The sequence below is a fragment of the Nakamurella alba genome (genome assembly GCF_009707545.1).
GTDB classification, from domain to species: domain Bacteria; phylum Actinomycetota; class Actinomycetes; order Mycobacteriales; family Nakamurellaceae; genus Nakamurella; species Nakamurella alba.
The window spans coordinates 383,787-396,630 of sequence record NZ_WLYK01000009.1 but is presented as its reverse complement, the minus strand read 5'-3'; the positions used below and the strand labels follow the sequence as shown (position 1 = coordinate 396,630).

The 12,844-nt window shown below is 70.6% G+C and carries 16 protein-coding genes and 1 tRNA gene; 12 read left to right on the top strand and 5 right to left on the bottom strand.

The genetic code is table 11. The features are described from left to right. The first annotated feature begins 213 nt into the window (after positions 1–213). The 8 genes from GIS00_RS21950 to rlmC are packed head-to-tail and all read left to right on the top strand — an operon-like array spanning position 214 to position 7,485. On the top strand, positions 214–1,086 hold the full coding sequence (locus GIS00_RS21950; RefSeq protein WP_407666908.1) for a ParA family protein: 873 nt from the start codon (positions 214–216) through the stop codon (positions 1,084–1,086). Positions 1,087–1,094: 8 nt separating this feature from the next. Next, entirely contained in the window at positions 1,095–1,943 is an 849-nt protein-coding gene (locus GIS00_RS21945; protein ID WP_322098289.1) for a segregation and condensation protein A, read from the top strand. After that, on the top strand, positions 1,940–2,698 hold the full coding sequence (scpB, locus tag GIS00_RS21940; RefSeq protein ID WP_322098288.1) for an SMC-Scp complex subunit ScpB: 759 nt from the start codon (positions 1,940–1,942) through the stop codon (positions 2,696–2,698). The genes GIS00_RS21945 and scpB overlap by 4 nt, the downstream gene beginning before the upstream one ends. Beyond that, positions 2,691–3,503: a pseudouridine synthase gene (locus GIS00_RS21935; protein ID WP_154770546.1), complete on the top strand. Its 813-nt coding sequence runs from the start codon at positions 2,691–2,693 to the stop codon at positions 3,501–3,503. Before scpB ends, GIS00_RS21935 begins: the two co-directional genes overlap by 8 nt. Further along, the gene (cmk, locus tag GIS00_RS21930) at positions 3,500–4,204 is read left to right on the top strand and encodes a (d)CMP kinase (RefSeq protein WP_322098287.1); all 705 of its coding nucleotides are present in this window, start codon (positions 3,500–3,502) and stop codon (positions 4,202–4,204) included. The genes GIS00_RS21935 and cmk overlap by 4 nt, the downstream gene beginning before the upstream one ends. Then, on the top strand, positions 4,201–4,887 hold the full coding sequence (locus tag GIS00_RS21925; protein WP_322098286.1) for a lysophospholipid acyltransferase family protein: 687 nt from the start codon (positions 4,201–4,203) through the stop codon (positions 4,885–4,887). Before cmk ends, GIS00_RS21925 begins: the two co-directional genes overlap by 4 nt. 11 nt (positions 4,888–4,898) lie before the next feature. After that, positions 4,899–6,353 (top strand): ribosome biogenesis GTPase Der, encoded by a 1,455-nt coding sequence (der, locus tag GIS00_RS21920; protein WP_154770545.1) that lies wholly within the window; start codon positions 4,899–4,901, stop codon positions 6,351–6,353. A gap of 1 nt (position 6,354) precedes the next feature. Then, the gene (gene rlmC, locus GIS00_RS21915) at positions 6,355–7,485 is read left to right on the top strand and encodes a 23S rRNA (uracil(747)-C(5))-methyltransferase RlmC (RefSeq protein WP_407666899.1); all 1,131 of its coding nucleotides are present in this window, start codon (positions 6,355–6,357) and stop codon (positions 7,483–7,485) included. On the opposite strand, the gene GIS00_RS21910 is transcribed toward rlmC, so the two are convergent. Further along, on the bottom strand, positions 7,449–8,039 hold the full coding sequence (locus tag GIS00_RS21910; protein ID WP_154770543.1) for a TetR/AcrR family transcriptional regulator: 591 nt from the start codon (positions 8,037–8,039) through the stop codon (positions 7,449–7,451). The two genes, rlmC and GIS00_RS21910, sit on opposite strands and share 37 nt — an antisense overlap. A 68-nt stretch (positions 8,040–8,107) precedes the next feature. On the opposite strand from GIS00_RS21910, the gene GIS00_RS21905 reads away from it, so the two are divergent. Both GIS00_RS21905 and GIS00_RS21900 read left to right on the top strand, forming a co-directional pair. Continuing rightward, on the top strand, positions 8,108–8,911 hold the full coding sequence (locus tag GIS00_RS21905; RefSeq protein ID WP_154770542.1) for an alpha/beta hydrolase: 804 nt from the start codon (positions 8,108–8,110) through the stop codon (positions 8,909–8,911). Positions 8,912–8,939: 28 nt separating this feature from the next. Next, positions 8,940–9,013 (top strand) — tRNA-Pro (locus tag GIS00_RS21900). Positions 9,014–9,090: 77 nt separating this feature from the next. Here the strand turns inward: GIS00_RS21900 and GIS00_RS21895 are convergent. After that, positions 9,091–9,684, bottom strand: coding sequence for a dihydrofolate reductase family protein (locus GIS00_RS21895; protein WP_154770541.1), 594 nt, complete (start codon positions 9,682–9,684; stop codon positions 9,091–9,093). Between GIS00_RS21895 and GIS00_RS21890 the strand changes: the two genes are divergently transcribed. Then, positions 9,671–10,237 (top strand): YybH family protein, encoded by a 567-nt coding sequence (locus tag GIS00_RS21890; RefSeq protein ID WP_196073401.1) that lies wholly within the window; start codon positions 9,671–9,673, stop codon positions 10,235–10,237. The genes GIS00_RS21895 and GIS00_RS21890 overlap by 14 nt on opposite strands. A 129-nt stretch (positions 10,238–10,366) precedes the next feature. Beyond that, a complete protein-coding gene (locus GIS00_RS27995) occupies positions 10,367–10,615 on the top strand; it encodes a VOC family protein (protein ID WP_230313926.1) in 249 nt (82 codons plus the stop codon). 109 nt (positions 10,616–10,724) lie between these two features. Here the strand turns inward: GIS00_RS27995 and GIS00_RS21880 are convergent, their stop codons facing one another. Genes GIS00_RS21880 through GIS00_RS21870 form a run of 3 tightly spaced genes read right to left on the bottom strand, consistent with a single transcriptional unit; the run spans position 10,725 to position 12,823 of the window. Continuing rightward, complete coding sequence (locus GIS00_RS21880) at positions 10,725–11,900, bottom strand: RtcB family protein (protein WP_322098285.1); 1,176 nt, start codon at positions 11,898–11,900, stop codon at positions 10,725–10,727. A 10-nt stretch (positions 11,901–11,910) separates the two neighbouring features. Next, complete coding sequence (locus GIS00_RS21875) at positions 11,911–12,639, bottom strand: SGNH/GDSL hydrolase family protein (protein ID WP_154770539.1); 729 nt, start codon at positions 12,637–12,639, stop codon at positions 11,911–11,913. A 10-nt stretch (positions 12,640–12,649) separates the two neighbouring features. Further along, the gene (locus GIS00_RS21870) at positions 12,650–12,823 is read right to left on the bottom strand and encodes a hypothetical protein (protein WP_154770538.1); all 174 of its coding nucleotides are present in this window, start codon (positions 12,821–12,823) and stop codon (positions 12,650–12,652) included. Positions 12,824–12,844: the final 21 nt, after the last annotated feature.

The window sequence follows — 12,844 nt, the reverse complement described above, 5'->3', positions numbered from 1 at the left end:
CCCGTGCCGGCCGAGTCCACCGATATCGCTGTGGCCACCGAGCCCGAAGTGGCTCACGCGCCTGATGGTGCTGCCGACAGCGAGGTGGCGTCGGCCGGGATCGCGGATCGGACCGAACCGGAGCAGACGGGGGGCGAGCAGACCGGGGGCGAGACCACCGAGCCGGAGCCGGTGTCGACCAACGGCCACTCCGACCGGAGCACCCTGTTCACGGTGCCCCGGCCGGCCGCGCCCGCGCCGGTCGGCGCCGACGGCCCGGACCTCGGTCCCACCGGCCGGCCGGTCCGGCCACGACCGGAGCCGGCCCCGCTGACCACGCACGGGCCGGCCCGGATCATCGCGATGTGCAACCAGAAGGGCGGGGTCGGCAAGACCACCTCCACCCTGAACCTGGGCGCCGCGCTGGCCGGCTACGGGCGCCGGGTGCTGCTGGTCGACCTGGACCCGCAGGGCGCCCTGTCCGCCGGGCTGGGCGTGCCGTCGCACGAGCTCGAGCGCACGGTCTACAACCTGATGCTGGAACGGCAGACCACCATCACCGACGTGCTGGTGCCGACCAAGGTCGAGGGCCTGGACCTGATCCCGGCGAACATCGACCTGTCGGCGGCCGAGGTGCAGCTGATCAACGAGGTCGGCCGCGAGCACACGCTGGCCCGTGCACTACGGCCGGTGCTGCACGCCTACGACTACGTGCTGGTCGACTGCCAGCCCTCGCTCGGCCTGCTCACGGTGAACGCGCTGGCCTGCGCGCACGGGGTGATCATGCCGGTGGCGGCGGAGTTCTTCTCGCTGCGCGGTGTCGCCCTGCTGGTCGACACCATCGAGAAGGTGCAGGACCGGATCAACCCGGACCTGGCCATCGACGGTGTGCTCATCACGATGTACGACGGCCGCACCGTGCACGCCCGTGACGTGGTCGCCATGCTGGTGGAGCGGTTCGGTGACCAGGTCTACGACACCGTCGTCTCCCGCACCGTCAAGTTCCCGGAGACCACCGTCGCCGGCGAACCCATCACCAGCTACGCGCCGACATCCGCTGCGGCCGAAGCGTTCCGGGCCTTCGCCCGGGAAGTGATCGCAGGGTGACCGGGGCGGTGGCGACCCCCGACGTGCCGGCCGCCCCCGCCGCAGCCGGACCTGACGGTCCGGTCGGACCGGGTGGGCCGGTGCCCGGCTTCCGGGTGCAGCTGACGAACTTCGACGGGCCGTTCGACCTGTTGCTGCAACTGATCTCGGCGCGGCAGATGGACGTCACCGAGGTGGCGCTGCACAAGGTCACCGACGACTTCATCGCCCACATCAAGGGTCTCGGTAAGGACGCCGACCTCGGTGTGATCACCGAGTTCCTGCTGGTGGCTGCGACGCTGCTGGACCTGAAGGCAGCCCGGCTGCTGCCGGACGCCGAGGTCGAGGACATCGAGGACCTGGCGCTGCTGGAGGCGCGCGACCTGCTGTTCGCCCGGCTGCTGGCCTACCGCGCCTACCAGCAGGTGGCGGCGCTGTTCACCGAGCTGGAGGCGACCGCGCTGCGCCGCTACCCGCGGGCGGTCACCCTGGAGGACCGGTACCTGGGCCTGCTGCCCGAGGTGACCCTCGGCATGGACGCCGCCGCGTTCGCCGAGCTGGCGGCGGCGGTGTTCCGGCCGAAACCGCCGCCGACCGTGTCGCTGGCGCACATCCACACCTCACCGGTGTCGGTGGCCGAGCACACCGCCGCGATCCGTGACCTGCTCGCCGAGCACGGCACGCTGACCTTCGACGAGCTGGTGGCCGGTTGCGAGCAGACCCTGGAGGTGGTGGCCCGGTTCCTCGGTCTGCTCAACCTCTTCCGGGAGGCCGCGGTCGCCTTCGACCAGCCGGAGCCGCTGGGCCGGCTGACCGTCCGCTGGACCGGGCTGTCGGACGAGCAGACGGCCGGCGCCCTTGAGGAGGAGTACGAGTGAGCGCGCCCGAGACCCCGGACCTCGCAGAGCATCCGGCGGCCGACATCGAGCCCGTGGACGCCGTGGAGTCGATCGACGGCCCGGAGCCGGCCGACACCCCGGAGCTGCCCGATGCGCCGGAGCCGACCGGTGCCGGGGACCTGCCCGGTGACAGCGACGACGAGACCGACGACGACACCGACGATCTCGTCGGCGGTGTCGACGAGGACGAGCTGTCCGGCGCACTGGAGGCGGTGCTGCTGGTCGTCGACACCCCGGTCACCGAGGGTGCGCTGTCGGCGGCCGTCGGCCACCGCGTCGACCGGGTGCGCACCGAACTGCTGGCGCTGGCGGAGCGGTACACGACCGCCCGCTCCGGGATCGAGCTGCGGCAGATCGGCGGCGGGTGGCGGATGTACACCCGGGACCGGTTCGCGCCGGTGGTGGAGCGGTTCGTGCTGGACGGCCAGCAGAGCCGGCTGAGCCGGGCGGCGATGGAGACCCTCGCCGTGATCGCCTACCGGCAGCCGGTGACCCGGTCCCGGATCGCCGGGGTGCGTGGGGTCAACGTGGACGGGGTGATCCGGACGCTGACCGCACGCGGCCTGATCGAGGAGGTCGGCACGGATCCCGACACCGGCGGGCTGCTGTACGCGACGACCGAACTGTTCCTGGAGCGGCTCGGTCTCGGCGGGGTGGACGAACTGCCCTCGCTGGGACCGCTGCTGCCGGAGATCGACGACATCGAGTGGGAGAACGGAGCCAGGGATGGCTGAGCAACGACGGTCCAAGGGACCGCAGCACCGGCCGGCCGCCGGCACCGACGAGCCGGACGACGCCGACAACGGCGAGGGCATCCGGTTGCAGAAGGTGCTGTCGCAGGCAGGCGTCGCCTCGCGGCGCAAGGCGGAGGAGCTGATCCGGCTCGGCCGGGTCAAGGTCGACGGCATCGTGGTGCGCGAGATGGGTGTCCGGGTCGACCCGGAGACCGCCGTCGTGCATGTCGACGGCAACCGGATCGTGCTGAAGGACGACCAGATCTACCTGGCGCTGAACAAGATGCCCGGTGTGCTGTCGACGATGTCGGACGACCGCGGCCGGCCGCACGTCGGGCAGCTGCTCGAGGAGTGGTCGGATGCCGGGGCGCGGCTGTTCCACGTCGGCCGGCTGGACATGGACTCCGAGGGCTTGCTGCTGTTCACCAACGACGGCGAGCTCGCCCACCGGCTCACCCACCCGTCCTACGGCGTGGCCAAGACCTACATGGCCGAGGTGCCGGCACCGATCCCGCGTGATCTGGGCCGCCGCCTGCGTGCGGGTGTCGAGCTCGAGGACGGCCCGGTGAAGGTCGACCACTTCGACATCAAGGACTTCCACAACAACCGTGCCGTCGTCGAGGTCGTCCTGCACGAGGGCCGCAAGCACATCGTGCGACGGCTGCTGGCCGAGGTCGGGCACCCGGTGTCCCGGCTGGTGCGGACGCAGATCGGCGAGGTGCGCCTCGGGCATCAGCGTCCCGGCACCATCCGCAAGCTGAACCCGGTCGAGATCGCCCAGCTGTACAAGGCGGTCGGCCTGTGACCTCTGGGACCGCAGTTCCTGCAGGCGGTTTTGTCATCGCCATCGACGGACCGTCGGGCACCGGCAAGTCGACGGTCGCCCGGCGGGTGGCCGGGCGGCTGGGTGCCGGCTACCTGGACACCGGTGCGATGTACCGGATCGTCACGCTGGCGGTGCTGCGGTCCGGGGTCGACCCGGCGGACGACGCGGCGGTCGCCGCGCTGCTGCCGACCGTCGACCTGGTCACCCCGACCGACCCGGATGCCCAGCGGCACCGGCTCGGGGACGTCGACGTGTCCGACGAGATCCGTGGCCAGCACGTCACTCTCGCCGTCACGCCGGTGTCGGCGAATCCGGCCGTGCGGGCCTTCCTCAAGCAGCGCCAGCAGGACATCGCGCACAGCGGGCGGATGGTGGTGGAGGGCCGCGACATCGGCACGGTGATCGCGCCGGACGCCACCCTGAAGATCTACCTGACCGCCGACGCGCAGGAGCGGGCCCGCCGCCGGCACGGTCAGAACCGTTCCGTGGCAGCGCATGCCGGCCAGGACCTGGCCGCGGTCGCGCTGGACCTTCAGCGGCGGGACAGCCATGACCAGGCCCGCACCCATGCGCCGCTGCAGGCTGCGGAGGATGCCGTGCTGGTCGACTCGTCGACCCTGGAGGCGCACGAGACCGTCTCGCACATCCTGCGTCTCGCCTCGGAGCGGGGCATCCGGTGACCCGTTTCACCCGGCCGGGCCGGTTCTTCCGGCTGCCCGGCGCCGACGACCCCACCCCCGAGCACAGCGACGGTCGGTGGATGGACCGCGGCCGCCGGATCGGCATCACCGTGCACACCCTGCTGTACCGGGTCCGGGTGGCCGGCTGGGCACGCATCCCGCCGACCGGCCCGGTGCTGCTGGTCGCCAACCACATGAACTTCATGGACGGCGCGGTGCTCTTCTCCGTGCCCACCCGCCGGGTGTCGTTCCTGATCAAGGCCGAGGCGGTCAAGGGCCCGCTGGGCTGGCTGCTGCGCAACGTCGGCCAGTACTCGATCGACCGTGACGTGCCCAGCCGCGAGGTGATGCTGGCCGCGTTGGCGCAGTTGCGCGCCGGCGGCGTGATCGGGCTGTTCCCCGAGGGCACCCGCGGCGACGGCAACGTCGAGCACGTGTTCAGCGGCGCCGGCTGGCTGGCCGCCCGGTCGGGCGCGGTCGTGCTCCCGGTGGCCCTGCGCGGGGTGCAGCGCCCGGCCGGGTCCCGCCGCCGCTTCCGTCCCACCGTCTCGGTGCTCATCGGTGACCCGTTCCCGGTCCCGCAGGGTGCCGGCAAGGTCGCGGTCGCCGCGGCGACGGACCAGGTCCGCGAGAAGCTCGCGGCCACCGTCCGGGAACTCGACGGCCTGCTGGCCGCCCGGTAGCAGGAGGAAAGATGAGCGAGAATGACTGGTCCGCAGGCTCTCTCGAGCCGATGGACGGCACCTGGTCGGACGAGGGCGAGTTCACCGGCTGGGAGGACGACGGCTTCGACCCCTCGGACGAGGCCGGCGGCGAGGCCGCCTACGTGCCGACCGTCGCCGTCGTCGGCCGGCCCAACGTCGGCAAGTCGACACTGGTGAACCGGCTGATCGGTCGTCGTGAGGCGGTCGTGCAGGACAAGCCCGGTGTCACCCGGGACCGGGTGTCCTACGACGCGCTGTGGAACGGCCGCCGCTTCGTCGTCGTCGACACCGGGGGCTGGGAGCCGGATCCCGAGGGCCTGCAGATCGCGGTGGCGCAGCAGGCGGAGCGGGCGATGGAGACCACGGACGCGGTGGTGGTGGTCGTCGACGCGATGGTCGGCGCGACCGCGGTGGACGAGGCGATCGCCCGGGTGCTGCGCCGTTCGAAGAAGCCGGTGGTGCTGGTCGCCAACAAGGTCGACGACGAGCGCACCATGGCCGACGCCGCGCTGCTGTGGAACCTCGGACTGGGCGAGCCGTTCCCGCTGTCCGCGCTGCACGGTCGCGGGTCGGGTGACCTGCTGGACAAGATCCTCGAGGTGATGCCGACCGCACCCACCGAGCTGCTCGGCGGGTCGCAGGGGCCGCGCCGGGTGGCGCTGCTCGGCAAGCCGAACGTCGGGAAGTCCTCGCTGTTGAACAAGCTGACCGGCGAGTCGCGGTCGGTGGTCGACGCGGTGGCCGGCACGACGGTCGACCCGGTCGACTCGTTGGTCGAGTTGGACGGCGAGCTCTGGCGTTTCGTGGACACCGCAGGTCTGCGGCGCCGGGTGAACCAGGCCAAGGGCATGGAGTTCTACGCCTCGCTGCGCACCCAGTCGGCACTGGAGGCCGCCGAGGTGGCCATCGTGCTGGTGGACTCGGCGGAGCCGATGGCCGAGCAGGACCAGCGGGTGATCTCGATGGTGATCGAGTCCGGCCGGGCCCTGGTGATCGCCATGAACAAGGCCGACCTGGTGGACGCCGACCGGCGGTCGGACAGCGACCGCGAACTGGAGCGGGACCTGGTCCGGGTGCCGTGGGCGGAGCGGATCAACATCTCGGCGAAGACCGGGCGCGGGGTGCACCGGCTCGCACCGGCGCTGCGGACCTCGCTGGAGTCGTGGGACCGGCGCATCCCGACCGGCCGGCTGAACACCTGGCTGAAGGAGCTCATCCAGGGCACCCCGCCGCCGGTGCGCGGCGGCAAGCAGCCGAAGGTGCTGTTCGCGACACAGGCCTCGCACCGGCCGCCGACCTTCGTGCTCTTCACCTCCGGGTTCCTGGAGGCGGGCTACCGGCGCTTCATCGAGCGCCGGCTGCGCGAGGACTTCGGGTTCTCCGGCTCGCCGATCCGGATCAACGTGCGGGTGCGCGAGAAGAAGGCCCCGGACCGGCGGCGCTGACGTGCAGTGCGGGTACTTCGACGCGGAGGTCTGCCTTTCCTGCACCTGGATGGGGCGGGCGTATCCCGACCAGCTGGCCGAGAAGCACCGGCACGCGCAGGATCTGCTCGCCGGTTTCCCGGGGATCGAGTGGCTGCCGCCGTTCTCCGGCCCGGAGAGCGGCTACCGCAACAAGGCGAAGATGGTGGTCGGCGGGACGGTCGACGCCCCGACCATCGGCATCCTCGACACCGCCGGTGGGGGAGTGGATCTCACCGGCTGCGGGATCTGCTCGCCCGGCATCCGGGCGGTGTTCCCGGCCCTGGCGACCTTCGTCACCACCGCCCGGCTGCAGCCGTACTCGGTGCCGGAGCGCCGCGGTGAGCTGAAGTACCTGCTGCTCACCGAATCCCCGGACGGGGAGCTCGCGGTCCGTTTCGTGCTGCGCTCGCAGGAGTCGGTGTCCCGGATCCGTAAGCACCTGCCGTCCCTGCTCGATGCGCTGCCGCAGGTCACGGTGGTCTCGGTGAACCTGCAGCCGGAGCACAAGGCGGTGTTCGAGGGCCCGGTCGACCTGCCGTTGACCGAGCAGGACTCGCTGCCGATGCGCACCGGTGAGGTGGTGCTGCACCTGCGGGCCCGCAGCTTCTTCCAGACCAACACGGTGGTGGCCACCGAGCTGTACCGGCAGGCGACCGAGTGGGCCGGGGATCTCGCGCCCCGGTCGGTCTGGGATCTCTATTGCGGCGTCGGCGGATTCGCGCTGCACCTGGCCGCTGCCGGCCGCACGGTGGTCGGCGTGGAGAGCAGCGAGGAAGCCATCGGGTCGGCGCTGATCAGTGCTCGCGAGCGTCCCGGGTCGCTGCGGTTCGAGGTCGGCGACGCCACCGCGTTCGCGCTCGGCTCCCGCCGTGAGCAGCGCCCGGACCTGGTGGTGGTGAATCCGCCCCGGCGGGGCATCGGCCCGGAGCTGGCCGGGTGGCTGCAGGGATCGGGGATCCGGTCGGTGCTGTACTCCAGTTGCAACGCGGTCACTCTCGCCCGCGACCTGGCGGCCATGCCGGCGCTGCGCCCGGTGCGGGCGCGGGTGCTGGACATGTTCCCGCAGACGACGCACTACGAGGTGCTGGTCGAGCTCCGCCGCGGCCGCTGAGTCGCCCCGCTGATCAGCCACCCCAGGCTGCGCCGGAACCCGTTGTCCAGCAGGTCCTGTGGGACCTGGGAGGCCGGCGCAGCGAACGCCGCCGCACCGATGGTGTGCACGATGAGCACCCGGACCACCTCCTGCCGGTCCTCCGCCGGCACGCCGGTCCGGGCCAGCAGCAGGTGCATGCCCTCGCCCAGTGCGCGGGCCGCCGGTCCGCGGGAACCCTGCCGCTGCAGGAACGACGGCACCCAGTCGGGGTGCTGGAGCAGCACCCGGTAGGTGTCGAGCATGACCCGCTCGAGCTCGTCGGCGGGATCGGCGGCCTCCGGGTCGGGCAGCGGAATCCGGGTCAGCAGGTCGTCGAGCAGCAGGTCGACCAGGTCGTCCTTGTTCGCGACGTGGCTGTAGATGGTGTTGGGCCGGACACCGAGCCGTTCGGCCAGCGCGCGCATGGTCAGTGCCGCCGGGCCGCCGCCCTGCTCGTCGATCAGCAGCAGCGCGGCGTCCAGCACCGTCCGTGTGGTCAGTCCGGCCCGTTGGCCGGGTCCGCGGGCACCCATGCTTGCAACTGTACAACGTCCAGTATAAATTGGACGACGTACAGTTCAGTCGAGGTGAGGAGAACGTCATGAGCGAGACGATCCAGGGTGTGGCCGCAGGGGTTCCGTACGTGCTGGTGCCGCCGATCTCCGGCGATCCGGCCGCGCCGGTGGTGCTCGCCTGGCACCTGATGGACTCCCCGCGCACAGCCGCGGCCTTCGCCGCGGCGCTGCCGCTGGCCGGGCTGGACGCCTGGCGGATCTACTTCCAGCTGCCGATGAGCGGGTCGCGGCTGCCCGAGGGTGGCATGGACGAGCTGATGCGGCTCGGCTACGAGGACGCCGTGATGAACCTGCAGGGGCCGATCACCGACCAGGCGGTGGCCGAGGCGCCGGCAGCGCTGGCCGCGGTGAAGGCGGCGCACGGCATCGGCGACGGGCCGGTCGGCCTGCTCGGCGGGTCCCAGGGGTCGGCGGTGGCGGGGCAGTTGCTGCTCGACCCGGCGATGAAGGCGGTCAGCGCTGTGCTGGTCTCGCCGATCGTCCAGCTGCGCGCGGCGGTGGCCGCGACGGGGCGGCAGTACGGCGTCGAGTACCCGTGGTCGGCCGAGTCCGATGCCGTGGCGGACCGGATGGACCTGGTGGCGCGGGTGGGTGAGATCCCTGCTTCGGCCGAGGTTCTCACGGTGGTAGGGGCGCAGGACGAGCCCGAGTTCGCGGAGTCCGCGGCCGCGTTCACCGCCGCTCTCGGCGACCGCGCTCGGACCGACATCGTGGCCGGCCTCGGCCACGCGCTGGCCGACGAGCCCGGGCTGGAACCGGCGCCGCAGTGGCCGGCCACGGCCGAGGTGGACCGGCTCGCGGTGGCGTGGTTCGCCCGGACGCTGCGGTAACATGGTCGGGCCCGGGAGACCGGGTGGCCGGGATGTGGCGCAGCTTGGTAGCGCACTTGACTGGGGGTCAAGGGGTCGCAGGTTCAAATCCTGTCATCCCGACGGCACGGCGAAGGGCCGGATCGGAGCGCTGAATGCCCTCTGATCCGGCCCTCGGCCGTTCGACCTACGGACGACTTCTAGCGTTGGATCGCGAATCGCAGGTGGACGACCCGCTTGGCCGTGATCGCCTCGATCGGATCCTGCAGTAGGAGTGCGTTCGACGGATCGGTTGTGAAGAAGGGCCTCCCCCTGCCCAGAAGAACGGGCACGAGGTCGACGCGGATCTCGTCGATCAGCCCCGCCCGGACGGCCTGCGTGGCCACCTCGCCTGCTGTGACCGCGATGTCCTTATTGCCCGCGACCTCTCTCGCGCGGGCGATCACCGCCTCGATGCCGTCCGTCACGAACGAGAAGTTCTCCGAGCCGGGATGGTCCCAACCCGTCGGTGCCTCGTGGGTTGCGATGACCACCGGACATCCGAAGGGGTGGGTACCGTTCCAACCGTCGGTGAAGTCAAAGGTGTTTCTCCCGGCCACCACGGCTCCGACGTGGCGGGTCCATTCCAGATACTTGGCACTTTCCGTGGTGAGGTGGAACGGTGGGACGTCACCGTGATTGGCCCACTCGACCGTCCCCGCCTCGTACCAGTCGAAGAGGGGGCCGACAGTGTTGTCGTCGAGGGCGACGTAGCCGTCGAGGGACATGGAGCCAGACGCGATGACCGTTCCCATCCCCGAACCTTCGCATCAAGACTGCTGGATGTCCAGAGATCGAGCCGTCGTCGGCCGAGCGGGTGCCGAGAAGGGCAGAGATGGGAATCGAAGGGGCATGGACAACAAAGGAATGATCGATGCACTGGTCGGAAGGCGCGCGATGGCCGCGTCCCGGGGGGATCTCGACTCCATGCTCATCGACGTCGCAGACGATGTCGTGCTGTTTGACGTGGTCGTTCCGCTCAGACATCACGGTCGTGAAGCAGTACGCCGGCGGCTCGCCGAATGGCTGGGTACGTATGAAGGCTACCCAGGGTGGGAGAACGTCGAGGTGCACATCTCGACCGGAGAATCGGTGGCCTTCGCTCACATGATCAGTCACGTGACGGGCACCCTGCAGACAGGGGCCGAGGTCGACATGTGGTTCCGCACGACCGTCGGACTCGAGAGACGTAACGGCAGATGGTTGATCGTCCATGACCACCAATCCGATCCGTTCAATCCCGGGAGTGGCTTGGCGATGACCGGACTCCGACCTGAGCCCGGAGCAGGAACGGGAGTTGACCGATGAGCGGTTTGAGCGATGCAAAGATGGTCGCAGTCCGGCTTCTGCCCAGGACCTGGAACGTGCCCGCCGGTTCTACGTCGAGAAACTGGACTCCAACCGGTCGAGGTGCGGGCCGGTGGACTCAGGTATCTGATGGCCGGGACGGAATTCTGCCTCTTTGAATCCACCGGGGGATCCCAAGGTCGATTCACCCAGATCGCCTTCACAGTCGATGATCTGGACTTCACAGTGACTGAACTCAGGTCACGGGGAGTCGTGTTCGAGAACTACGACCTGCCCGGCTTGTCAACTGTCGAAGGAATCGCCCTGATCGACGGCAACTATCCGAGCAAGGGCACGGCAGAGCGGGGTGCCGAATTCCGTGACAGTGAGGGAACATGATCGCCCTGGGCGAGAGCGTCGGTCCGGCGATGTGATGCGCAAACGCGCTGTCGGCCACCTACCTGGGAAATGGCCGACAGCCGCGTTTCCTGCTCGTGGACGCCGTCTCTCAGTCGCCCTTCACGTTCACGATCTGCCGGAGGGTGTGCCGGATCTCGACGAGATCGGCGGCGTCGGCCATCACCTGGTCGATCGGCTTGTAGGCCTGCGGGATCTCGTCGACGAACGCCGCGGTGTCCCGGTACTCGATGCCCACCATGGCGGCCCGCAGGTCGTCGTGGGTGAACACCTTCCGGGCGGCGTTCCGGCCGTAGGCCCGGCCGGCGCCGTGCGGCGCCGAGCAGAGCGCGGCCTTGTTGCCCTTGCCGGTGACGACGTACGAGGCGGTGCCCATCGATCCGGGGATCAGCCCGGACACGCCCTCGTGAGCGTCGATCGCACCCTTCCGCGACAGCCACACCTCCCGCCCGAGGTGCTGCTCCCGGGTCGTGTAGTTGTGGTGGCACTGGATGGTCTCGAGCCGCTCGACGGCCCGACCCATGTGCCGGGCCAGTGCGTCGACCGCCCGGTGCATCATCTCGGCCCGGTTGAGCAGCGCGAAGTGCTGCGCCCACCGGAGCTCGGCGATGTACCGGTCGAACTCGGCCGTCCCCTCGACGAGGTACGCCAGGTCGGGGTCGGGCAGGTTGACGAACCACCGCCGGCACCAGTCCTGCGCGACAGCGATGTGCCGCTGCGCGATCCTGTTGCCGACACCCCGCGAGCCCGAGTGCAGGAACAGCCACACCCGGTCGGTCTCGTCCACCGTCACCTCGATGAAGTGGTTGCCCGAGCCCAGCGAACCGAGCTGCAGCCGCCACCCCTTGGCGTACCGGGCCGGGTCGAATCCGGCCCCGTCCGCCAGCTCCGTCAGCTCGTCGGCGAAAGCCGTTGCCGTATCGGTCATCCGGGAGTTGTGATGCCCGGCGGACAACGGCACCGACCGCTCGATCGACTGCCGCAGGCCGGACAGCGTTGCGGCGGAACGCACCTCGTCCGCGGTGAACTGGCTCCGCACGGCGATCATGCCGCAACCGATGTCGACACCGACGGCGGCAGGGATGATCGCACCGTCGGTCGGGATGACCGAGCCGACGGTGGCGCCCTTGCCCAGGTGGGCATCGGGCATGAGAGCGATGTGCGGTGCGATGAACGGCATCCGGGCAGCGGTCTCCGCCTGTGCGCGGGTGTTGTCCTCCAGGATGGAGGCCCACGACAGGAGCTTCGGAGTGATCTTGTTCGGCACGGCGAGAACTCTAGCTGCCGGAAAGCCGCTGCCCCAGTTGTTTTCCCGTCGGTGTGGACAACTCGCCGGCGACCGCTCCGGCCCACTGCTCGTACCCCTGGGCGGAGGGATGGAAGCCGTCCCGGGCGAAGAAGCCCGGATCCGACGGGAGCAGGTGTGCGGCACCGATCCAGAACGTGCGGTCGCGTGTCCCGCAGAGGCGGCGGGCCGCGTCGTCGAGTGCGTTCGCGCGTTCACCGAGGTAGCGGCCCAGGGTACGGGGGAGGGAGGGGAAGTCCGCGAACGGCGGGATCCCCGTCATGGCAACCGTTGTCGCTGATCCCGCGAGTCCGTCGAGGACCACAGCCAGGTCCGCGGACCACTCCGCCACCGACCGCCGGCGCAGTACGTCGTTGACGCCGACCAGCAGCACCGCCAGGTCGACCTCGCCGTCCAGGCGCGACAGCAGTTGGTGGCGGACCCGGCGCACGGTCGCCCCGTTGCTGCCGTGCACCTGCCATTCCACCGCCCGACCGGTCCTGCCGGACAGCGCTCTCGCCAGCGCACCTGTGAAGGCCTGCTCGTGGGTGGCGGCTCCGCATCCTGCGGCAGTGGATTCGCCGATCACCGAAAGTCGCAGCGCGGGCTCCCGCCCCGGCGTCCGGCCGGTGGTCGGACCCTTTGCCTCCGGCAGGATCTCGGTCGTCCGGCGGACCCGGATGCCCTGCGCCGCGACGACCGGGAGCAGCAGCGGGTTCATCGGCGGCGGGTCAGTGCGGCAGGACCGTCAGGCCGGTCAGGAACACGGCACCCGGGTTCGGGGTGCGCCGGTCCGCAGGCTCCTCGGAGGTGTCGTTGTCCTCCGGCCAGCGCAGTTCCGGTCCCTCGAGCGCGCGGGAGATCGGGCCGTTGTCCGGCGTCGTCGTCTCCTCGGAGTCACCCATGCCACTGACGGTACGCCGCTG